This is a genomic window from Kribbella sp. CA-247076 (assembly GCF_050942445.1).
Classification (GTDB): domain Bacteria; phylum Actinomycetota; class Actinomycetes; order Propionibacteriales; family Kribbellaceae; genus Kribbella.
The window spans coordinates 331401-352447 of the sequence record NZ_CP192051.1 but is presented as its reverse complement, the minus strand read 5'-3'; the positions used below and the strand labels follow the sequence as shown (position 1 = coordinate 352447).

General features: G+C 69.5%; 20 protein-coding genes. 14 read left to right on the top strand and 6 right to left on the bottom strand.

What is annotated here, in order from left to right:
- Window positions 1-6 precede the first annotated feature (6 nt).
- Together ACQPYZ_RS01735 and ACQPYZ_RS01730 are read right to left on the bottom strand one after the other, a co-directional pair.
- Window positions 7-1311, bottom strand: coding sequence for an ABC transporter substrate-binding protein (locus ACQPYZ_RS01735; RefSeq protein ID WP_433164532.1), 1305 nt, complete (start codon window positions 1309-1311; stop codon window positions 7-9).
- Window positions 1308-2180 carry a nucleoside hydrolase gene (locus ACQPYZ_RS01730; protein WP_433164530.1) on the bottom strand — a complete coding sequence of 291 codons (873 nt, stop codon included), beginning with the start codon at window positions 2178-2180 and terminating at the stop codon, window positions 1308-1310. Before ACQPYZ_RS01730 ends, ACQPYZ_RS01735 begins: the two co-directional genes overlap by 4 nt.
- A gap of 150 nt (window positions 2181-2330) precedes the next feature.
- On the opposite strand from ACQPYZ_RS01730, the gene ACQPYZ_RS01725 reads away from it, so the two are divergent.
- Window positions 2331-3743 (top strand): FGGY family carbohydrate kinase, encoded by a 1413-nt coding sequence (locus ACQPYZ_RS01725; RefSeq protein WP_433164528.1) that lies wholly within the window; start codon window positions 2331-2333, stop codon window positions 3741-3743.
- On the opposite strand, the gene ACQPYZ_RS01720 is transcribed toward ACQPYZ_RS01725, so the two are convergent.
- Complete coding sequence (locus ACQPYZ_RS01720; protein WP_433164526.1) at window positions 3730-4557, bottom strand: hypothetical protein; 828 nt, start codon at window positions 4555-4557, stop codon at window positions 3730-3732. The genes ACQPYZ_RS01725 and ACQPYZ_RS01720 overlap by 14 nt on opposite strands.
- Before the next feature lie 287 nt (window positions 4558-4844).
- Here ACQPYZ_RS01720 and ACQPYZ_RS01715 point away from each other — a divergent pair, with 287 nt between their 5' ends.
- The 7 genes from ACQPYZ_RS01715 (at window position 4845) to ACQPYZ_RS01685 (ending at window position 12136) form a co-directional block, all read left to right on the top strand.
- The gene (locus ACQPYZ_RS01715) at window positions 4845-5579 is read left to right on the top strand and encodes a cupin domain-containing protein (protein WP_433164524.1); all 735 of its coding nucleotides are present in this window, start codon (window positions 4845-4847) and stop codon (window positions 5577-5579) included.
- 11 nt (window positions 5580-5590) lie between these two features.
- Window positions 5591-6754: a Gfo/Idh/MocA family protein gene (locus ACQPYZ_RS01710; RefSeq protein WP_433164523.1), complete on the top strand. Its 1164-nt coding sequence runs from the start codon at window positions 5591-5593 to the stop codon at window positions 6752-6754.
- Complete coding sequence (locus ACQPYZ_RS01705) at window positions 6751-7905, top strand: dihydrodipicolinate synthase family protein (protein WP_433164521.1); 1155 nt, start codon at window positions 6751-6753, stop codon at window positions 7903-7905. Before ACQPYZ_RS01710 ends, ACQPYZ_RS01705 begins: the two co-directional genes overlap by 4 nt.
- Complete coding sequence (locus tag ACQPYZ_RS01700; RefSeq protein WP_433164519.1) at window positions 7902-8717, top strand: sugar phosphate isomerase/epimerase family protein; 816 nt, start codon at window positions 7902-7904, stop codon at window positions 8715-8717. The genes ACQPYZ_RS01705 and ACQPYZ_RS01700 overlap by 4 nt, the downstream gene beginning before the upstream one ends.
- A gap of 20 nt (window positions 8718-8737) precedes the next feature.
- Window positions 8738-9484, top strand: a complete 747-nt coding sequence (locus ACQPYZ_RS01695) for a sugar phosphate isomerase/epimerase family protein (RefSeq protein ID WP_433164517.1) — start codon at window positions 8738-8740, stop codon at window positions 9482-9484.
- 71 nt (window positions 9485-9555) lie between these two features.
- Window positions 9556-10989, top strand: coding sequence for a diguanylate cyclase domain-containing protein (locus ACQPYZ_RS01690; protein WP_433164515.1), 1434 nt, complete (start codon window positions 9556-9558; stop codon window positions 10987-10989).
- 76 nt (window positions 10990-11065) lie between these two features.
- A complete protein-coding gene (locus tag ACQPYZ_RS01685; RefSeq protein ID WP_433164513.1) occupies window positions 11066-12136 on the top strand; it encodes a hypothetical protein in 1071 nt (356 codons plus the stop codon).
- Here the strand turns inward: ACQPYZ_RS01685 and ACQPYZ_RS01680 are convergent.
- Complete coding sequence (locus tag ACQPYZ_RS01680; RefSeq protein WP_433164511.1) at window positions 12131-12613, bottom strand: N-acetyltransferase family protein; 483 nt, start codon at window positions 12611-12613, stop codon at window positions 12131-12133. The genes ACQPYZ_RS01685 and ACQPYZ_RS01680 overlap by 6 nt on opposite strands.
- A 129-nt stretch (window positions 12614-12742) precedes the next feature.
- Between ACQPYZ_RS01680 and ACQPYZ_RS01675 the strand changes: the two genes are divergently transcribed.
- A complete protein-coding gene (locus ACQPYZ_RS01675; RefSeq protein ID WP_433164509.1) occupies window positions 12743-14323 on the top strand; it encodes an alkaline phosphatase D family protein in 1581 nt (526 codons plus the stop codon).
- A 33-nt stretch (window positions 14324-14356) separates the two neighbouring features.
- Here the strand turns inward: ACQPYZ_RS01675 and ACQPYZ_RS01670 are convergent, their stop codons facing one another.
- On the bottom strand, window positions 14357-15178 hold the full coding sequence (locus tag ACQPYZ_RS01670; RefSeq protein ID WP_433164507.1) for a polysaccharide lyase family protein: 822 nt from the start codon (window positions 15176-15178) through the stop codon (window positions 14357-14359).
- A complete protein-coding gene (locus ACQPYZ_RS01665) occupies window positions 15178-16713 on the bottom strand; it encodes an alkaline phosphatase D family protein (protein WP_433164506.1) in 1536 nt (511 codons plus the stop codon). The genes ACQPYZ_RS01670 and ACQPYZ_RS01665 overlap by 1 nt, the downstream gene beginning before the upstream one ends.
- Window positions 16714-16875: 162 nt before the next feature.
- Between ACQPYZ_RS01665 and ACQPYZ_RS01660 the strand changes: the two genes are divergently transcribed.
- The 5 genes from ACQPYZ_RS01660 to ACQPYZ_RS01640 all read left to right on the top strand — a co-directional run bounded on the left by ACQPYZ_RS01660 (window position 16876) and on the right by ACQPYZ_RS01640 (window position 20982).
- Window positions 16876-17751: an aldo/keto reductase gene (locus tag ACQPYZ_RS01660; RefSeq protein WP_433164504.1), complete on the top strand. Its 876-nt coding sequence runs from the start codon at window positions 16876-16878 to the stop codon at window positions 17749-17751.
- An 84-nt stretch (window positions 17752-17835) separates the two neighbouring features.
- Complete coding sequence (locus ACQPYZ_RS01655) at window positions 17836-18180, top strand: tetratricopeptide repeat protein (protein ID WP_433164502.1); 345 nt, start codon at window positions 17836-17838, stop codon at window positions 18178-18180.
- Between the two features lie 74 nt (window positions 18181-18254).
- Window positions 18255-18917 (top strand): DUF4304 domain-containing protein, encoded by a 663-nt coding sequence (locus ACQPYZ_RS01650; protein WP_433164500.1) that lies wholly within the window; start codon window positions 18255-18257, stop codon window positions 18915-18917.
- 353 nt (window positions 18918-19270) lie between these two features.
- A complete protein-coding gene (locus ACQPYZ_RS01645) occupies window positions 19271-20383 on the top strand; it encodes an LLM class flavin-dependent oxidoreductase (protein ID WP_433164498.1) in 1113 nt (370 codons plus the stop codon).
- Window positions 20380-20982 carry an FMN reductase gene (locus ACQPYZ_RS01640; RefSeq protein WP_433164496.1) on the top strand — a complete coding sequence of 201 codons (603 nt, stop codon included), beginning with the start codon at window positions 20380-20382 and terminating at the stop codon, window positions 20980-20982. Before ACQPYZ_RS01645 ends, ACQPYZ_RS01640 begins: the two co-directional genes overlap by 4 nt.
- The last annotated feature ends 65 nt before the right edge of the window (window positions 20983-21047 follow it).

Sequence of the window (21047 nt, the reverse complement as noted above, 5' to 3'; positions counted from 1 at the left end):
CGCGACTCAGCCCTTCGCCCAGGCGGAGACGATCTCCTGCATCGTCTTGGCCGCCGCGTCCGGGGTGGTCTTGCCCTGCAGCAGGTTGCTCTGCACGCTGAAGTACTGGTCGGCCTCCTTCTTCGGGAACGCCTGGTCCTGGATCGTGTAGAACGGGTTGTCGCCGTACTTCTGTGCCCACTCCGCCGACAGCGGCAGCGCCTTGGCGTCCGGCTCGGCGCCCTCGACGGTCGAGGCGGTGATCTGCAGCGCCTTCTGCGTCTCCGGCTTGACCATGAAGTCCAGCAGCTCGGCAGCCTTGTCCGGGTTTCCGGACTTGGCGTTGATCATGTACCCCTCGACGAAGCCCGAGTGCCGGGCCGGCTGCTGGTCGGTGGGCAGCTCGAAGGTGCCGAACCCTGCCGGACTCTTCTTCGCCGCGAGGATCGCGTTCGATTCGGTCCACGTGCCGGCGATCGTGTACGCCGCCTCGCCCTGGACGTACCACGGCTCGACGTCGGCCGGGTCCAGCCCCAGCGCGCCCTGCGGCAGCCACTTCTTGTCCTGCCACTTCTTGAACAGCGTGAACGCCTCGACCACCTCGGGCCGGTCCCAGCTCTCGTCGCCGGCCAGCAGTTTGTCGTGCAGCTCCGGGCCGGCGGTGTGCTCGAGCAAGTACTCGAACAGCCGCATGACGTGCCAGCCGTACTTGCCGCCGGTCGCGAGCGGGGTCACCCCGACGGCGACGAGCTTGTCGTTGAGCGCCTCGAGCTCGGCGTACGTCGTCGGCGGCGCGCTCACCCCGGCCTTCGCGAACAGAGACTTGTTGTACCAGGCACCGATTCCGAGGGAGGTGAACGGCAGGCCGGCCTTGAAGCCTTCGAACGTCATCCCGTCGATCGCCTGCTGGTTGACCGAGCTGTTCCAGCCGTACTTGTCGTAGTACTTGCCAAGGTCGAGGGCCTGCTTGGCCTTCGCGAACGGCGCCCCGATCTGGCCGCCCCAGATCCGCCAGACATCCGGGCCCTTGCCGCCGAGCAGCTGCGTCCGCAGCTTGTCCGGGTACACGGCCGCACCCGAACCCGGCAGGCTCTCGACAGTCGTCGTCGTACCGGCCTGAGCGTCGAACTTCTTGACCTGCGCCTTGAGCAGCCCGATCGTCTCGTCACCCTCGTAGGTGAACAGCCGCAGGTTGTTCGAGGCCGCGCCGGTGGCGTCGCCGCTCCCGCTGGTCGACGTACCGCCCCCGGTGCAGGCGGACAGGCCGACGCCGGCCGCGGCCGCGGAGGTGAGACCGAGGAAACCCCGGCGGGTGAAGGTGTTGGGGGTCATGAGGTGCTCCTTTGCCGGGCGAACCGGCGGATCTTCGCGAACATGTCCTCGAGCAGGAACCGGACGTCGACGTGTTCGCAGACGCTGATCGGGTTGTCGGTTCCGGGCAGGTACCAGCCGTCGACGCCGAAGCGCGGCGCCGGCCGGACCCGCATGTCCCCGCTGCGGGGGAACAGCATCAGGGCGATCGCGGGTGAGTCGCCGAGCGACCGGGACTCGATCGGCTCGCCGTGGTGAGTGGCGTTCCACTCGTGCAACTGCTCGATCAGGTACTTGCCGAGCGGCCCGGCGTCGCCGATCTTCTCGTCCAGCTCGGCGTAGCTCACCGAGACCTTCGTGTAGACGTCGCTCGGCACCTGCCAGACGGTGATACCGGAGCCGAACACCACGTTGGCGGCGTGGATGTCGTTGGACAGGTTGAACTCGATCCCCGGGTACGACGTGTAGCCGTTGTAGCCCCGCCCGCCGATCCAGATCACGATCACGTCCCGGTGCACGATCTCCGGGTCGAGCAGGATCGCCGAGGCCATGTCGGTCAGCGGACCGAGGAAGGCGACGAACAGCGGATCGTCCTTCGAGGCCAGCTTGGACTCCGCGACGATCAACTGCGCCCCGGGCGAGTCCAGCGGGGTCTGCTCGTCCGGGATCCCGGTCGGTGCGCCGTTCGCCACCGGCACCTGACCGGTCAGGCCCATCAGGTCCAGGAGCAGGTCGATCTCCTCGCGCGACTCCTCCATGCTCCGGTCCGACCGCCGGGTGCCGAAATGCGCGGGGATCAGCCCGCGGAGATCGAACGTGGGCGACAACAGCCCGTGCACGATCGCGAACTGGTCGTCCGCCTCGTTCTTGGCGTCCGTGTTGATGATCACCCGGCGTCTGCTCGGCTTCACCACGTTGGCGACCTCCCGGTCTGATGAATAGATATTCAATAGTGCATAAGCTGTCGCCATGAGTGTCGCCACGGCGCTAGAGTCCCGTCAAGAGCTCAGTTGAAAGTTGTTGGTTCCGGGAGGCCGCGGATGGGGACCCCAGCCGTGCTGGCGATCGACCAGGGCACGACGAACTCGAAGGCGGTCCTGGTCGACGCGGGTGGAGCCGTGCTCGCGACCGGATCGGCGCCCGTCGGCCTCTCCACACCCCGGCCCGGGTGGGCCGAGCAGGATGCCGAGGACCTCTGGCAGAGCGTTCTCCAGGCGGTCTCGTCATGCCTGGCCGCCGCCGAGCCGGTCGCACTCGCCGGGATCGCGTTGTCGACCCAACGCGAGTCGGTGGTCGGATGGAACCCGGACGGTGACGCGGTCGGCCCGGTCATCGGCTGGCAGGACGTGCGGACGTCGTCCTGGTGCGCGGACCTGCCCAGCGAGCTCGATGCGCTGGTCCGATCCCGCACCGGGTTGCGCGTCGACGCGATGTTCTCCGCACCCAAACTGCGCTGGCTGCTGGAGCACGCCGCGGCCGCGCGCGTGGGCACCGTCGACTCATGGTTGATTCACCGGCTGACTGGTTGCCGTGAGCACCTGACCGAGGCCGGCAACGCGTCCCGCACGCTGCTCTACGACGTACTCGACCTCGACTGGTCCACGCCGCTGCTCGAGGCGTTCGGCGTACCGCGGTCGGTGCTGCCCGAGGTCCGGGCGTCGGATGGCGGATTCGGGACCACGGCGGGGGTTCCGGGGGTGCCGGACGGGACGCCGATCGTCGCCGTACTGGCTGATTCGCATGCAGCGATGTACGGCCAGGGATGTACCGAGGCGGGGATGGTCAAGGCGACGTACGGCACGGGGTCGTCGGTGATGACACCGGTCGACGCCTTCGTGGCCGACGGGTGCACGCTGGCGTGGCTGACGGACAAGCCGCTCTACGCGCTCGAGGGGAACATCGTCTCGTCCGGCGCGGCGCTCGCGTGGACGGCCGCGACACTCGGGCTCCCGGACGTCGGGGCGTTGATGGAACTGGCCGCGAGCGTGCCCGATGCCGGCGGGGTGGTGCTGGTGCCCGCGTTCGCGGGTCTCGGCGCACCGCACTGGGACCGGGATGCGCGGGCTGCGCTGACGGGGATGAGCAGCTCGACCACGCGCGGGCACATCGCCCGGGCCTGCGTGGACGCGGTCGCGCACCAGATCTGCGACATCGTCGACAAGATTCCGGGCTCGCCAGGGCGTTTGCGGGCGGACGGCGGCGCGACCGTCTCCGGCCTGTTGATGCAGACCCAGGCCGACCTGCTCGGCCGCCCGGTCGAAGCGGCCGACGTCGCCGAGATCTCCGCCCTCGGCGCGGCCGAGCTCGCCTGGACCACACTCGGCGAGCCCACCGGCTGGGCCGGCCGACGCTCGACCCGGGTCTACGAACCGGCCGTCGGCGACGGCACCCGAAGCGAGCGCCGCGCCGAGTGGGCGAACGCGGTCGCCTCCGTGCGGGTCAGGCCAGCCTGATCCGGAAGACGGCCATCCGGGCCTCGTGGGTGTCGACGTTCATCGGGATCGTCTTGGTCGTGACCAGGTCGAGCTGGACGGACCCGTCACCGGGCAGCCAGTTGACCCGGTCGACGCCGTGGTGGAACGCCTTGCGCTCGGAGCCCTGGCCGGTGGCGTTCTCGTAGCCGGGGTTGTTGGTGTCCGCCGTCCAGATCACCAGATGGCCCTTGTCGTGGTGGGCCATCGCCCGCTCGCGGTGGGTCTTCTTGTGCAGGTCCCACTCGTCGCGCCGGTCCGGCTTCTGCGGACCGTTGTACGCGCCGAAGATGTAGTGCGAGTTGATCAGCACGAACTTCAGCCCGGGGTGCGCGCTGTGCTCGACCGCGACCTCGTTGATCCACCGCGGCGGCGTCACGTTCGAGATGCCGCCGTGCACGAAGGTCGCCTTGGAGTTGACCACCTTCCACGGCTCCGGAACCGAGATCGGCACCCGGAAGGAGCCCTCGTCGTGCAGGAACGCGTTGCGGTACAGCGGGCCGAAGTACTGCGAGATCATCGCCGGCTCGCCGGTGTCACCCTCGCCCTCGCGGATCTCCTGCCAGCCGACCACCGGGCGGTGGCCCGGATCGCCGTTGCGGACGGCGCGGATCGCCGCCTCACGGGCGCCGAGGTTCGTCCGGCCGATGTTGGCCGTGACGACCGGCAGCCGGAACCAGTCGGTCGCCGCCGACGCCGACCGGGCCGCGGCCACCGATCCGAGTCCCCCGGCGGCGGCCAGCGCGCCTCCGCCGAGCGCGAGCGCCTTCCGCCTGCTGATCCTGTCTGTCGCCATCTGTGCACCTCCACAAGAGTCTGGCTGCAGGCTACGGAGCCGGGGGCTCACCTCGGTGCAGACCAACAGGACGTATACGTCCACTACCGGCGCCCGCCCGCCTGCGCACGGAGGGAAACCGGCTCGATCGCCGGACACCTCCTGTCGAACTGCCCCCGTGGTTGACCGGATGCGGTCGGACATCGCTTTCCGTTGCAGGTTGACTCGCCGTGACAGCCCACCTAAGGTTGCGGTCACAAGGCCTGGAAAGCCCTTTCCGAGGCTCAGATGGCGAGGGAGGCGGCAGCATGTGCGAGGTCGAGCCGGGTGCTGCGGTGGCACTCCCCGGCGGGATCGGCATCTCCCGGCTGTCGGTGTACGACGTCGAGGCCCCGGACGGACTGGTCGGCGGCACTCCGCACGTCCACCTGGCCTGCTCCGAGGGGTACTACGTGATCGCCGGCTCCGGCGCGGTCCAGACGCTGAGCCCCAAGGGCTTCACCGAGACGCCGCTGCACGCCGGCACCGTGGTCTGGTTCGACCCCGGCACGATCCACCGGCTCGTGAACGGCGGCGGCCTGGAGATCCTCACGCTGATGTCGAACTCCGGACTCCCCGAGGCCGGCGACGCCGTCATGACGATGCCGTCCGAGCAGCTGATCGACCGCGAGACCTACCTGAAGGCGACCGCGATCGCCGGTGAGGGCGAGGCGCGCACCCGGTCCGCGATGGCCCGTCGCGATCTCGCGCTGCAGGGGTTCGCCGTACTGCGGAAGTCGTACGAGGCGGAAGGGCCGTCGGCGCTCGACGACTTCTACGCGGCCGCGGTCCGCATCGTCCAGCCGCAACTCGCGGACTGGCGACAGCGCTGGGAGCAGGGCGCCCGCCGCCTGGCCGACGAGACCGGCGCCGCGCTCGACGCGCTCGAGGCCGGCACCGCGCCGCACCTGCGGACCGCCGAACTCCACCGACTTCCCGCCCCCACCGAGCTCGGCCGGCACGGCATGTGCGGTCACCTCGACATCTACGAGATCAATCCGTGAGAGGTAAGCCTGTGAACGAGCGACGCATCGGCATCGTGATGAACGGTGTCACCGGCCGGATGGGCCTGCGCCAGCACCTCGAGCGCTCCATCGTGGCGATCCGCGAGCAGGGTGGTCTGCAGGCCGCCGACGGGTCGATGATCATCCCCGAGCCGATCCTGGTCGGCCGCAACGAGCTCAAGCTGCGCCGGATCGCGGAGCAGTACGGGCTGTCCCGCTGGACCACCGACCTGTCCGAGGCGCTGGCCGAGCCGGACGTCGAGATCTACTTCGACTCCCAGCTGACCCAACTCCGGGAGAAGGGCGTCCGCGCCGCCGTCGAGGCCGGCAAGGCGATCTACTGCGAGAAGCCGATCGCCGAGGGCCTGGAGGCCGCGGTCGACCTGGCCCGGCTGGTCCGCGACTCCGGGCTGAAGAACGGCGTCGTCCAGGACAAGCTGTCGCTGCCGGGCCTGCGGAAGCTGAAGCGGCTGGTGGACGGCGGGTTCTTCGGCCGGATCCTCAGCGTCCGTGGTGAGTTCGGCTACTGGGTGTTCGAGGGCGACTGGCAGGAGGCGCAGCGGCCGTCCTGGAACTACAAGTCCGAGGAGGGCGGCGGGATCGTCGTCGACATGTTCTGCCACTGGCGGTACGTGCTCGACCAGATCTTCGGCCCGGTCAGGTCGGTCTACTGCCAGGGCGCGACTCACATCCCGACCCGGTACGACGAGCAGGGCAAGGAGTACTCCGCGACCGCCGACGACGCGGCGTACGGCGTCTTCGAGCTCGAGGGCGGCATCGTCGCGCAGCTGAACTCCTCGTGGGCGACCCGGGTGTTCCGCGACGAGCTGGTCGAGTTCCAGGTGGACGGCACCGAGGGCAGCGCTGTCGCGGGGTTGCGGCGCTGCCGGGCGCAGCACCGGTCGGTGACGCCGAAACCGGTCTGGAACCCGGACCTGCCGGCCACCGAGAACTTCCGCGAGCAGTGGGCCGAGGTGCCGGACAACGAGGAATTCGACAACGGCTTCAAGGTGCAGTGGGAGATGTTCCTGCGGCACGTCGTGGATGACGCGCCGTTCACCTGGGACTTCGTCGAGGGTGCGAAGGGCGTGCAGCTCGCGGAGCTCGGGCTGCAGTCGTGGCGGGAGGGGCGCAAGCTCGAGGTGCCGCCGCTGGACATCGAGGCGCAGTTGTGACGCTGTCGCTTCGCCTGCCCGGCACCGAGGGTCTCAAGGGCTATCGGCTGATCGGCGAACCAGTTGCGCAGGGCACCTATGCGCCGGCCCGGTCGCGGCTCGCGTTCGCCGCCGCGCATGTCGTCGCGGATCCGCTGGGTGACAACGCGCCGGGGCAGCCGGCCGTGGTCGACTGGGAGCACACGCTGGAGTTCCGGCGGCACTTGTGGTCGCTGGGGTTGTCGGTGGCCGAGGCGATGGACACCGCGCAGCGTGGGATGGGCCTGGACTGGGCGGCGACGCAGGAGCTGATCCGGCGGTCCGCCGCCGAGGCTCCGGACGGGCGGATCGCCGTCGGCGTCGGCACGGATCAGCTTGCCGCCGGCCACCACTCGCTGGAGGCGGTGATCGGCGCCTACGAGGAGCAGCTCGCAGTCGCCGAGGACGTCGGCGCGCAGCCGATCCTGATGGCCAGCCGGGCACTGTGTGCGGCGGCCGGATCGCCCGACGACTACCGGAAGGTGTACGACCGCCTGCTGAACCAGTCGTCGCGACCGGTGATCCTGCACTGGCTCGGGTCGATGTTCGACCCGGCTCTCGAGGGCTACTGGGGCAGCGACTCGCTGGACACCGCGGCCGACGTGGTCGTCGAACTGATCGGCGACAACGTGGCGAAGGTGGACGGGATCAAGGTCTCGCTGCTGGAGGAGTCCCGCGAAGTTGCCCTGCGCAACCGGCTGCCTGAGGGCGTTCGGCTCTACACCGGTGACGACTTCAACTACCCCTCGCTGATCAGGGGCGACGCCGACCGCCACAGCGACGCACTGCTGGGGATCTTCGCGGCGATCGCGCCGGCCGCCGCGGCCGCGCTCAAGGCCCTGGACGACGGTGACCTGGCGACCTACGACCGCGTGTTCGCCCCGACCGTGCCGCTGTCCCGGCAGATCTTCTCGGCGCCGACGTACTACTACAAGACCGGGATCGCCTTCCTGGCGTGGCTGAACGGGCACCAGCCCGGATTCTCGATGGTGGGTGGCCTGCAGACCGGGCGGTCGCTGCCGCATCTGGCGGAGACGTTCCGGCTCGCCGATCGGGCCGGCGTACTGACGAATCCGGAGCTCGCGGTGTCGCGGTTCCGCCAGTTGCTGGCCGTCGGTGGGGTGGACGCGTGAGCCGGTTCAGCCTGAACCAGGCGACCACGAAGTACTGGCCGCTCGAGGACGTGGTCGCGGCCACCGCGAAGGCTGAGCTGTCGTGGATCGGGCTGTGGCGTGAGCCGATCCAGGAGTACGGCGTCGATCAGGCCGCGCGCCTGGTCGCGGACGCCGGCCTGAAGGTGTCGTCGTTGTGCCGGAGCGGGTTCTTCACCTCGACCGATGCCGCCGAGCGGAAGGCGAAGATCGAGGACAACCGCCGCGCGCTCGACGAGGCCGCGACGATCGGTACGTCGGTATTGGTGCTCGTGAGCGGCGGGCTGCCGCCCGGGTCCCGGGATCTCGACGGCGCGCGGTCGATGGTCCGCGACGGGCTCGCCGAGCTGGCGCCGTACGCCGCCGAGCGTGGTGTGAAGCTCGCGGTCGAGGCGCTGCACCCGATGTTCTGCTCGGACCGGTGCGTGGTGTCGTCGCTGGGCGGCGCGCTCGACCTGGCCGAGCAGTTCCCGGCGTCGCAGGTCGGCGTGATCGTGGACGCCTACCACCTCTGGTGGGACGCCGACGTGTACCGGCAGATCGAGCGGGCCGGCGAGCGGATCCTGTCCTACCAGGTGAGCGACTGGGTCGTGCCGTTGCCGGCGGACATGTTGCTCGGGCGGGCGATGATGGGCGACGGCTCGATCGAGCTGCGCCGCCTCCGCGAGGCGTGTGACGCGGCCGGGTACGACGGGCCGATCGAGGTCGAGATCTTCAACCAGCAGTTGTGGGACGCGCCGGGTCAGGAGGTCTTCGACCTGGCGTTGCAGCGGTACCAGGAGCACGTCGTCTAACCACTCGAGGAGCTGTCTGTATGACTATTCCCGCCGGCGGGATCGGGATGCACCTGTACACCATGCGGGACGTACTGGCCGAGGACTACCCGGGGACGTTGAAGCGGCTGGCCCAGATCGGCTACCGGACCGTGGGCGTGAGCGGGCGGTTCGGGCACTCGGCCGACAAGATCCGCTCGTTCGCGGACGAGGCCGGGCTCGGGATCGTGCTCGAGCACGTCAAGTACGACCGGATGGCCGACGACTGGGCCGGCGCGCTGGCCGACGCACGGACGCTGGGCGCGCAGTGGGTCGTCGTACCGTCGATCCCGTCCGAGCAGCACTCGGTGGAGGGCTTCCGTACGGCGGCCGCCGCGTTCACCGAGGCCGGCAAGGCCGCACGTGACGCCGGGTTGAAGCTGCTGTTCCACAACCACGGGCATGATTTCGCCGAGGTCGACGGGACCGTGCTGTTCGACCTCCTGCTCGACGTGGACCCGGAGCTGCTCGGCTTCGAGCTCGACCTGTACTGGGTGGTGAACGGCGGCAAGGACCCGATCGACTACTTCCGCGGGCACCCCGGCCGGTTCCCGGCGCTGCACGTGAAGGACATGGCCGCGGACGGGTCGTGGGAGGACGTCGGCGCGGGCACGCTCGACTTCGCCGCGATGTTCGCGTACGCCGCCGACGGCGGGGTGGAGCAGTGGCTGGTCGAGCACGACCAGCCGGCCGACGCCTGGCAGTCGGCCGAACGCAGCTACCGCGGTTTGTCCGAACTCCGGTTCTGAACCAAACGCTTAACCGGATCAGCTGTGGTTACGACTGCTCACGAGCGGTGAGAGCGGCCTAAGCTCGACGCGTGCAAGACGAACCCACCGTTCGGTTGACGGCCGTACGCCGCCTGTACGAGGTGAGCGCCCGGATGGGTGCCGGGCGGAGCCTGGGCGAAACCTTGCAGGCGGTCGTCGAGGGCGTGGTCACCGGGCTCGGGTTCGGGATCGCGGTGCTGAACCTGCGTCACCCGGACGGGAAGTTCGAGGTGATCGCGGTGGCCGGGTCGCCGGAGGCCCGGGAGGCGCTGCTCGGGACGGTGAGCTCGGCGGACATCTTCGACGCCGAGTTCGCGATCGCCGACGAGTGGGGCCGGCTGCGGTTCGTGCCGCACGAGCGGTTGCCGGAAGGCGAGGTGGTCGGCTGGGTGCCCGACGTACCGGTGTCCGACGACCCGGCCGCATGGCACCCGCTGGACGCGCTGTTCGCGCCGCTGTACGCGCCGGACGGCGAGCTGGTCGGGATGCTGTCGGTGGACCTGCCGGAGGACCAGCGGCGGCCCGGGCCGATCCACCGGGAGCTGCTGGAGATCTTCGCGACCCAGGCCGGGCTGGCGATCGACAAGGCCCGGCTGACGGATCAGTTGCTGGCCGAGAAGGCCCGGCTGGAGGCGAGCGAGACCACCTTCCGGATGGTGTTCGAGGGCGCCGGGAACGGCATGGCCACGGTCGCCTTCGACGGCCCGGAGGCCGGCCGGATCCTGCGGGTGAACGACGCCTTCTGCCGGATCACCGGGTACGGCGCCGACCAGCTCGTCGGCGCCCGGCTGCTCGACTTCCTCCGCGACGAGGACCCGTCCCGGTCCCGCGAGCAGCTGGAGAAGGTTGCCTCCGGCAATGGCTCGTACCGGTTCGAGCGGATCTTCTCCCGGCCGAGCGGCAACGAGATCTGGCTCGGCGGGACGGCGGCCATCGTCGGCGCCGGCCCGGGCCGCATCCTGCTGATCCAGATCGACGACGTGACCGCCCGCAAGGACGCCGAACGCGAGCTCCGCCACCACGCCGCCCACGACCCGCTCACCGGCCTGCCGAACCGGCGGCTGCTGCAGCACCGGTTCGCCGCCGCCCTCGAACGCACCCGGGCCACCGGCCGGCGCGGCGCCCTGCTGTTCTGCGACCTGAACCACTTCAAGCTGGTGAACGACGGCTACGGTCACGAGGCCGGCGACCGCGCCCTCCAGGAGATCGCCGGCCGGCTCGCGAACGCGGTCCGCCACGGCGACACCGTCGCCCGCCTCGGCGGCGACGAGTTCGCGATCCTCGCCGAGGACATCGCCGACGACGACCTGGCCGCCCTGATCACCCGCCTCGAGTCCGCCGTCGGCCAACCCCTCCCCAACCTCCCCGTCCAGGTCACCACCAGCATCGGCACCGCCCCCATCACCCCCGAGACCCCCGACCTCGACACCCTCCTCCACACCGCCGACCAAGCCATGTACCAATCCAAACAACGCCGCCAGTGAGCTCGGTCGGCACACTGCAGGAAGTTGCACCGCGTCGGGCTTGAGCGGATCGGCCGCCTGATGTGAGGCTCGCTCGGTGAAGCAAGTTCTGATGACCGGACCGGCGTGGGTCTCCTACGCGCAGATCTACGTGGAGAGCACGGACGAGTTCGCCGATCTGCGCGAGTGCTTCGCCGGCCAACGCAACGGTTTGTGCGGCGCCGCGGTGCCGGGGAACCTGTTCCTGATCACCGGCCTGCACACCGGAGACGTCGGTTTCACAGTGGAGCTGCACGACCGGATGCCGTCGGTCGAGTACGACGCGGAGGAGGTCGTCGAGGCGTCGTACCGGCCGCGCGGTGAGGTTGCGCTGGTCGGCTGGGGTGGCGGAGGGCGTTGGCCACTCGAGCTCGTCGACGCGGACTACCGCGTCCGCTACAGCGCGTGGGGAATGGACGCCGGCCACCAAGCAGGACCGCCGATGGAAGACGAGCCTCTGGTCGACCGGTACCTGCTGCAGTTCTGGCCGGCGCCACCAGCGCCTGATCGGGTCGTGAAGCAGACCAGCGCCCAGGCGGCGTACCGGCACGACTTCGCCCGCAAGCAGCCGACGCCGGCAGAATTCGCGCAACAGAAGCTCGAGCGGGCGCGAAAGGCCGAAGATCAACGGCTCGCCGAGGAGGCGGCAGCCTGGGGCGGCGCGGCACCGACCGAGCGGCTGCGGGAGGTGTCGTGGACGGCGCGGGAGCTGGCCCAGCGCGACCGCCCACTGGCCGACGCCCTCGAGAGCGCCTCCCCAGACACGCAGCGAGCGGTCGCCCGGTGGTCGGCGCGACGCGCGCTGGTCGAGGCCGGGATGAGCCGGCGCAGCTGGGTCGCGTCCGCGCTCGACGGCATGGATCGTGGCGCCGACCTGTGGGGCCTGTTGCAGGCTCCCGCGGAGGATCTCGCACCGGGTGAACTCCGCATCGGGCTGGCGGCCAGGCCATGGGGCTGGGACGACGATCTCGATCCGCTCGAGAAGCTGTCGACGATGCTGACCGCCGCCTATGAGCAGGATCCGCTGCGGGCGGCGATCGACACGATTGTGCTCACCTTCGGCGCGTTCGGGGACGGTCGCCAGGCCGAGGTGATCCGGGAGGTGCGACAGGCGTTTCCGGAGCTATGAACCGAGGCGGATGAGGGGGTCGTCGGTGAGGCGGTGGGTGGTCCATTCTTCTTGGGGGTGGGCGCCGAGGGACTTGTAGAAGTCGATGGCGGGGGTGTTCCAGTTGAGGACGGACCACTCGAGGCGTTCGTAGTCGTTGCGGACGCATTCCTGGGCGAGGGCGGTGAGGAGGGCCTTGCCGAGGCCGGTGCCGCGGGTTTCGGGGCGGACGAAGAGGTCTTCGAGGTAGATGCCGTGGACGCCGCGCCAGGTGGAGAAGCTGAGGAACCAGATAGCGCAGCCGGCCACGACGCCCTCGTGCTCGGCGACGTGGCAGAACACCTTCGGCTCCGGGCCGAACAGGGCGGTCTCCAGTTGCTCGGCGGTGAGCCTGCACTCGTCGGGGGCGCGCTCGTACTCCGCCAGTCCGTGGACCAGCTCCACGATCGCGGGGACGTCGTCGGGCCGCGCGCGTCGTACTCGTTCGTCGGTCTGCATGGCACCATCGTGCACGCTGGTCGATCTACCGAACATTGTTGTTAACTTACCGAGCAACTTCACGTCACCCGGCCGCTGAACACTGTCGGGGCTTCCCACCTGACCCCCGCCCGTCACAGGAGGAATTCCATGTCCGTCTCCCGCCGCCGCTTCCTCGGCCTGAGTGGTGCCGGCTCCGCCGCCGTACTGCTCGGCACCGGGGCCTGGGACGCATCGACGACGTACGCTGCCCCGGCCGGCCACGGCGACCCGTTCACCCTCGGCGTCGGCTCCGGCGACCCGCAGTGGAACAGCGTCGTGCTGTGGACCCGGCTCGCCACCGACCCGTTCGCCGTGGACGGGAAGGGCGGCATGCCCGCCCGGCCGATCCGGGTCGAGTACGAGATCGCCCGGGACCCGAACTTCCGGTACGTCGTCCGCCGGTCGAGCGTGGTCGCGTCGCCCGAGCTCGGCCACTCGGTCCACCCCGAGGTCCGCGGGCTGCTGCCGGACCACGTGTACTACTACCGCTTCCGCACCGGCCGTGAGGTCTCGCCGACCGGCCGGACCCGGACCACGCCGCACCCGTTCGCCTCGCCGCGTGAGCTCAAGTTCGCGTTCGCGTCCTGCAACGCCTGGCAGGACGGGTACTACACGGCGTACGAGCACCTGGCTGCCGAGGACCTGGACCTGGTCGTCCATCTCGGCGACTACCTGTACGAGTCCGGCGTGAAGACCAACAAGCGCGGCGTCGAGACCGACCCGCGGTTCCACGGCGAGACCTTCGACCTCGCCCGCTACCGGCTGCAGTACTCGCTGTACAAGTCGGAGGCGCCGCTGCAGGCAGCGCACCGGAACTTCCCCTGGATCCAGACGATCGACGACCACGAGGTCGAGAACAACTGGGCCGGCGACCTGTCCCAGCAGGACACCGAGCCGGACCAGGACCCGGCGGTGTTCCGGGCGCGCCGCGCGATGGCGTTCCAGGCGATGTACGAGAACATGCCGCTGCGCCACGACCAAATGCCCTCCGGCCCGTCGGTGCGGCTGCACCGCCGGTTGCCGTACGGACGGCTGGCCGACATCACCATGCTGGACACCCGCCAGTACCGTTCCGACCAGCCGTGTGGCGACGGCAACTCGTCGACCTGCACCGACCGGTTCGACCCGGACAACACCATGCTCGGCGGCAAGCAGCGCGCCTGGCTGCTGGACGGGTTCAAGCGGTCGAACGCGCGCTGGCAGATCCTCGGTAACCAGGCCCCGATGGGCCAGACGGACTGGCTGCCCGGTCCGGAGACGCAGGTCTGGCTGGACCCGTGGGACGGCTACGTTGCCGAGCGCAACCAGGTGCTCGGCGCCGCCCAGGACAGCGGCGTCCGCAACCTGGTCGTCATCACCGGCGACCGGCATCAGAACTACGCCCTCGAACTGAAGCGCGACTACGAGAACCCGGCCTCGGCCACCGTCGGCACCGAGTTCGTCGGTACGTCGATCACGAGTGGCGGCGACGGTGCCGACATGTCCGAGCAGGGTCAGCAGTTCCTGGCCGCCAACCCGCACCTGAAGTTCTTCAACTCCCAGCGCGGCTACGTCCGCGTGACCGTGGACCAGCGGCAGTGGCGTTCCGACTACCGGGTCGTCCCGTACGTCACCACGCCCGGCGCCCCGATCAGCACGCGGGCGTCGTACGTCGTCGAGGACCGCAACCCGCACGTGCACGCGTCCTGACCGCGGTGACGGACCCCGGTGCGCCGGGGTCCGTCACTTCCGGGCGAACACACCGAAGGCGTCGTACGCGATCCAGGACCCGTTGTCCTTGAACAGCTCGAGCACGTTCTCCCCAGCCCGGAAGAGTGCCCGCGGCAACGGTCGCTCCAGGTACGACGGCTTGAGCGGCGACCCCGGGTACGTGCTGTCGGCGATCGTCGACCCCTTGGTGGCGCCGTTCGCGAACGTCAGTCGCTCGACCTCGCTCCCGTTGACGGTCATGACGGCCGACCCGGCGAGACTCGCGTGGCTGTCGATCAGCCACAACGCCAGATCGAGGTCCTGCTCCGGTACGGCGGTCAGCTGGAAACGGAAGGTGGCCCGGTGGTTCCTCGACCCGGCCCACCGGTCGGCCGGCCCGGGCAGCAGGTACGACCAGTCCGTGGCCGGCGTCGACGTACCGAAGGTGTAGTCGACGTCGGCGGGGAACCTGGTTGGGTAGCTCGCGTAACCATTCGGGGAGAGTGCGAGATCGGAGCCCTTCCCGTCGAAGGTGCCGACAGTCGCCACCGGGACGCCCGACACGGTGACCGACGTCGAGTTGGTCGCGGCAACTGTTGCCGACGGTCTCGACCTGTTGCCGGCGGCATCCACGGTGACGATGCGGTACATCCTCCGGACGCCGGTGAAGCCGAGGCCGCGATGGACGAAGTGTGGGTAGACGGTCTTTCCGACGAGGTCGAAAGAACCCGCGTTCTGGACGTAGACCGCGTAGTGGTCGACGACCGTTGCCCACGACACCGGCTTCCAGTCGAGGGTGATGCTGCCGAGCTGGCCGCTGCCGGTCAGCTGGGTGACGGCGGGCGGACGGTTCATCACAGAGCCTCCAGGCGAGGAGAGTCGACCGGCGAACGGAACGACGCGGCCACCCGCGGCTCCGCGTTCGCGTCGGTCTCGACGTACGGGAAGGTGACGAACTCCGCGGTCAGCTCCGAGCGGGTCAGCGTGGTGTGCACGTAGCCGCGGCGGGCGTTGTAGAACTTCACGTACGGGTGCTGGAGCCAGTCCTTCGCGTACTGATCGGTGTCGGCGCCGTCCCCGTCGGAGCCGATCGACGAGCACACCAGCTCGACACCGACCGTCGGCGAGCTCGGGTCGGCGAAGTCCGCCTTCAGCTCAGCGGCCACGTGCCGGTGGATGTCGCCGGTCAGCATGATCGACGGACCCGCGGCGTCCCGCATCGCCGTCAGCAGCCGGCGCCGGTTCGCCGGGTAGCCGTCCCACTGCTCGATCCGGTCGTCGGTGATCGCGGTCAGGACCACGCCTCCCGCGAGCACGTTCCAGGTCGCGCGGGAGCGCCGCAGTCCGTCGTACACCCACTGCTCCTGCTTCGCGCCCAGCATCGTGCGCGTCGCGGACTGCTGGTCGGCGTCGTCCTTGGGGACCGGGTCGCGGTACTGCCGGTTGTCGATCAGGTTGAGCCGGGCGAGCGTGCCGACGTCGTACCGGCGGTAGACCTGGGTGTCCGGCCCCTTCGGCAGACTGCCGAGGCCGATCGGCAGGTTCTCGTAGAACGCCCGGTAGGCGACCGCGCGCCGGTGGACGAACAGCTCCGGCGGGATGCCGTAGATCGAGTTGTCCGCGCCGTAGTTGTTCTGCACCTCGTGGTCGTCCCAGGAGTTCAGCCAGGGCGCGACCGCATGCGCGGCCTGCAGGTCCGGGTCGGTCTTGAACAGGCTGTACCGCAGCCGGTACTGCTCCAGGGTCTCGATCTCGACCCCGTGTTCCGGACCGACGGTCACGCCCTGCCGCCAGAGGTTGCCGCCAGCAACGATACCGTACTCGTAGATGTAGTCGCCGAGGAAGAAGACGGCATCCGGCGCTCGCCGCGCGATGTCCCGGTACGCCGGGAAGTAGCCGTGGTACCACGCCTGACAGGACGCGGTCGCGAAGCTGAACCGCGAGCCGTGGACCGGCAGCGTCCTGGTCCGGCCGACCGGGCTGATCTCGGTCCCGACCCGGAACCGGTAGAAGTACTCGCGCTCCGGTCGCAGCCCGCGCACCTCCGGATGCACCGCGTGCGCCAACTCCGGCGTGGCGATCGCGAGCCCACGTCGTACGACGCGCCGGAACCGCTCGTCCTCGGCGACCTCGTACTGCACCGGCACGTGGTGGGCGCGCATCCCGCCGTGACCGTCGGCGGCCAGCGGCGTCGGCGCCAGCCGGGTCCAGAGGACGAACCCGTCCGGCCGCGGATCGCCGGACGCGACCCCGAGCGCGAACACTCCGGACGGGACCGGCCGCCCGGGCGTGGCGTCCGCGGTCGCAGGCGCGGAGACGCCGAGCGCGACCGACGCGGCACTCAGGCCGGTGAGTTGCAGGAAGGTACGACGTGACGGAGGTGGCGGCACGGGCGGACTCCAATCGAGCGGATTGCGTCACATTCTTACGTAAGTCTCGTCCGTGGCGTCAGTAGTTGACGGGAAGTCGCCAAGGATTCAGCAACTGGAGTGCTGGGTGTCTGCGAAGATTCCTGTTGGAATCGTCAGTCGCGCCGCGCAAGGCTTGACGACATGGCAACTGAGACGAACACGACCCGCCGGATCGGCGACGTCGAGGTCAGCGCGATCGGGCTCGGCGCGATGCCGATGTCGATCGAGGGCCGGCCCGACGAGGCCCGGTCGATCGCGACGGTGCACGCCGCCCTCGAGGCCGGCATCACGCTGATCGACACCGCCGACGCGTACCACCTGACCGCGACCGACGTCGGTCACAACGAGACCCTGATCGCCAAGGCGCTGGCGTCGTACGGCGGTGACACCTCCGGCGTCCTGGTCGCGACCAAGGGCGGACACCTGCGGCCGGGTGACGGCAGCTGGACGCTCGACGGCTCGCCGAAGCACCTGAAGGAGGCGGCCGACGCCTCGCTCAAGCGGCTCGGGGTCGAGGCGATCGGGCTGTACCAGTTCCACCGGCCGGACCCGCGGACGCCGTACGAGGAGTCGATCGGCGCGATCCGCGACCTGCTCGACGCCGGCAAGATCCGGATGGCAGGCATCTCGAACGCGAACGTCCAGCAGATCCAGCAGGCCAACGAGATCCTCGGCGGCCGGCTCGTCTCGGTGCAGAACCAGTTCTCCCCGGCGTTCCGCCCGAGCGAGCCCGAGCTCGACTTCTGCGACAAGCTCGGCATCGCCTTCCTCCCCTGGTCCCCGCTCGGCGGCATCTCCAACGCCGGTGACCTGGGCACGAAGCACCCGGCGTTCCACACGCTGGCCGCCGAGCTCGGGGTCAGCCCGCAGCGGCTGACGCTGGCCTGGATGCTCGCCAAGTCCCCGCACGTCATCCCGATCCCCGGCTCGAGCCGCCCGGAGACCATCCGCGACTCGTACGCCGCCCTGGACCTGGAGCTCACCCCCGACCAGGTCGCCGCCCTCGACGCGGCCTGATCGAACACCGGCGCCCCGGCCGCGGAATAGCTCCGTGCGCCGGGGTGTTCCTGTGTTGTCCCCAGACGACAGGAGGTTCTCGCGATGGAAGACATGCGTGCGTTGAGCTACGGGCTCGGCCAGCAGTACTTCGAGGAGCGGAACTACCGCGGCGCGATCCGCGCGCTGCGCCCCGTCGTCGAGGAGACCCCCGACGACGTCGGCACCCGACTCCTGCTCGCCCGCGCCTACTACCACGCGGCCCTGCTCAAGCCGGCCGAGGAGCAGTTGCTCGAGGTCATCGAACGCGAGCCCACCGAGTACTACGCCCACCTCATGCTGGCCCGCACCCTCGAACGCCAGTCCCGCCCCGAAGAAGCCACCAAACACCGCCGAATCGCCGCAGCCCTAACCGGCGACGAAGAGCTACTCAAGCCCCACCGGGTCTGAACTGCCGTTTGGCGCTTACCGTTCGGGACCGATGATCATTTGTCACGGAGCCTCGGTCACGGGACGCTGTGCGCATGTCATCGACGCCGACCGCCGAGGCCATGAAGCAGATTGTTGCGGCGGCTGCGCCGCTGCTGAAGTCGGCAGGATTCCGCAAGCGGCGCCATAGCTTCAATCGACTCGTCGGGGATGGGCTGGCGCATCTGGTCAATTTCCAGATGGGCCTGTACGACCCATCGGGGCGTCCCGATGTCTTGGCGGACATCCGGGTCAACCTGCACGGCCTGTTCACGATCAATCTGGGCGTTTTCGTGCCGGAGATGGATCGCCAAGGTCCACCCTCGTCGTCGTGGATCAACGACTACGACTGTCAGCTCAGGAAACGCATCGGCGCACTCATGCCGGAGCAAAACGACGTGTGGTGGCCGCTCGACTTCGAGCCGTCCCAGGAGCAAGCGATCGACGCTCTGCACGACGTCGGCCTGCCATGGCTCGGTCAGTTCACGGATCGACAGGTCATCTTGGGCAAGTTCCAGACAGGTGACGTAGAGGATCTCGGCATGACGCCCGCATGCGCTCTCGACATCGCCGATCTCCTTCTCGGTACCGGCAAGATCCAGGCAGCCGAGCAGATTGTTCGCAATTACCTCGCAAGCGACGAGGTGCGGCGACCGCATCGTGACCACGTCGAAGACGAGTACCTCGAACTGCGCAACCTACGCCATCTGCTCGACTAGGGACGGCGTCGTGACGGGCACCAGCCACGTCGTCGAGTGGTTCAGAACAACGGCTGGCCAGCACAGCTGCCGACCGGCGCTACGGGCGCTCTCGTGACCACGTGACGGCGCGACCACGAGGCGGTCGAGCGCGGGCGGTAGCCCGCTGGTCAGCGGCGGTACGCCGCGCGAGAGGGTGGGTGGGGCTGCCGGGCGAGCCGGCGACGCAGGAGCCCGCGTAGCCGGCTGCGAGGGTTGTCCGGGCGTCGGCTGCGAGGGGTCGGCCTGCCTTGGGTGGGAATGTTGGGGGCTTGGGTTGGCGTTGTGGGGAGCGAAGTAGTTTAATTGTGAACTACATGGCTTGAGGAGGACAGATGCAGTTCGGTGTGTTCAGCGTCGGGGACGTGACCGAGGATCCGACGACCGGGACGACCGTCAGCGGGGGTGAGCGGATCAAGGCGATGGTCGCGATCGCTTTGAAGGCCGAGGAGGTCGGCCTGGACGTGTTCGCGCAGGGTGAGCACCACAACCCGCCGTTCGTGCCGTCGTCGCCAACCACGCAGCTGGGGTTCGTCGCCGCGAAGACGTCGAAGATCATCCTGTCGACCGCGACCACGCTGATCACCACCAACGACCCGGTGAAGATCGCCGAGGACTACGCGATGCTGCAGCACCTGGCCGACGGCCGGGTGGATCTGATGATGGGCCGCGGCAACACCGGCCCGGTGTACCCGTGGTTCGGGCAGGACATCCGCAACGGCATCGGGCTCGCGATCGAGAACTACGCCCTCCTGCGCCGGCTCTGGCGCGAGGACGTGGTCGACTGGGAAGGCAAGTTCCGGACGCCGCTGCAGGGCTTCACCGCGACCCCCCGGCCGCTGGACGGCGTACCGCCGTTCGTCTGGCACGGGTCGATCCGGTCGCCCGAGATCGCCGAGCAGGCGGCGTACTACGGCGACGGCTTCTTCCACAACAACATCTTCTGGCCGATGTCGCACACCCAGCGGATGATCCAGCTCTACCGCAGCCGCTTCGAGCACTACGGGCACGGCGCCGCCGACCAGGCGATCGTCGGCCTGGGTGGTCAGGTGTTCATGCGGAAGAACTCGCAGGACGCCGTCCGGGAGTTCCGGCCGTACTTCGACCACGCGCCGGTCTACGGCCACGGCCCGTCGCTCGAGGACTTCACCCGGGAGACGCCGCTGACGGTCGGCAGCCCGCAGCAGGTCATCGAGCGGACGCTGACCTTCCGCGAGCACGTCGGCGACTACCAGCGGCAGCTGTTCCTCATGGACCACGCCGGCCTGCCGCTGAAGACCGTGCTGGAGCAGCTGGACATCCTTGGCGAAGAGGTGGTCCCGGTACTGCGCAAGGAGTTCGCCGCCAAGAAGCCGGCGCACGTGCCGGACGCGCCGACCCACGCTTCCCTGAAGGCCGCGGCCGAGCGGGCCCGCGACCTGGAGACGATCAAGGAGCCGACGGCATGACCGAGCGCTCGATCGCCGTGGTGACGGCCGGGCTGACGACCCCCTCGTCGTCCCGGCTGCTCGCCGACCAGCTCGCGGCCGCGGTCCGCGACGAGCTGTCCGGCCGCGGGATCACGGCGCGGATCGAGATCATCGAGGTGCGCGACCACGCTCACGACCTGACCAACAACCTGCTCACCGGCTTCCCGTCCGCGGAGCTGCGGACGGTGCTGGAGACGGTCGAGCGGGCGGACGCGCTGATCGCGGTGACGCCGACGTTCAGCGCGTCGTACAGCGGGCTGTTCAAGATGTTCTTCGACGTACTCGACGACAAGGCGCTGGCCGGCAAGCCGGTCCTGCTCGGGGCGACCGGAGGGACCGAGCGGCACTCGCTCGTTCTGGACTTCGCCCTGCGCCCGCTGTTCGCCTACCTGAAGGCGCTGCCGGTGGCGACCGGGGTGTACGCCGCCTCGACCGACTGGGGTACCGGTGCCGCCAAACTGCGGACCCGGATCACGCAGGCCGCGACCGAACTCGTCGCGTCCCTCCACCACGAGACCCCGCGCCAGGCCGACCCCTACGAGAACCCCACACCGTTCGAGGACCTACTCAACGGCTAGCGACAGACGGCTAGCGACAGATCTACAGGATATGTCCGCCCAACTCGCGGAGGTCCACGCTCAAC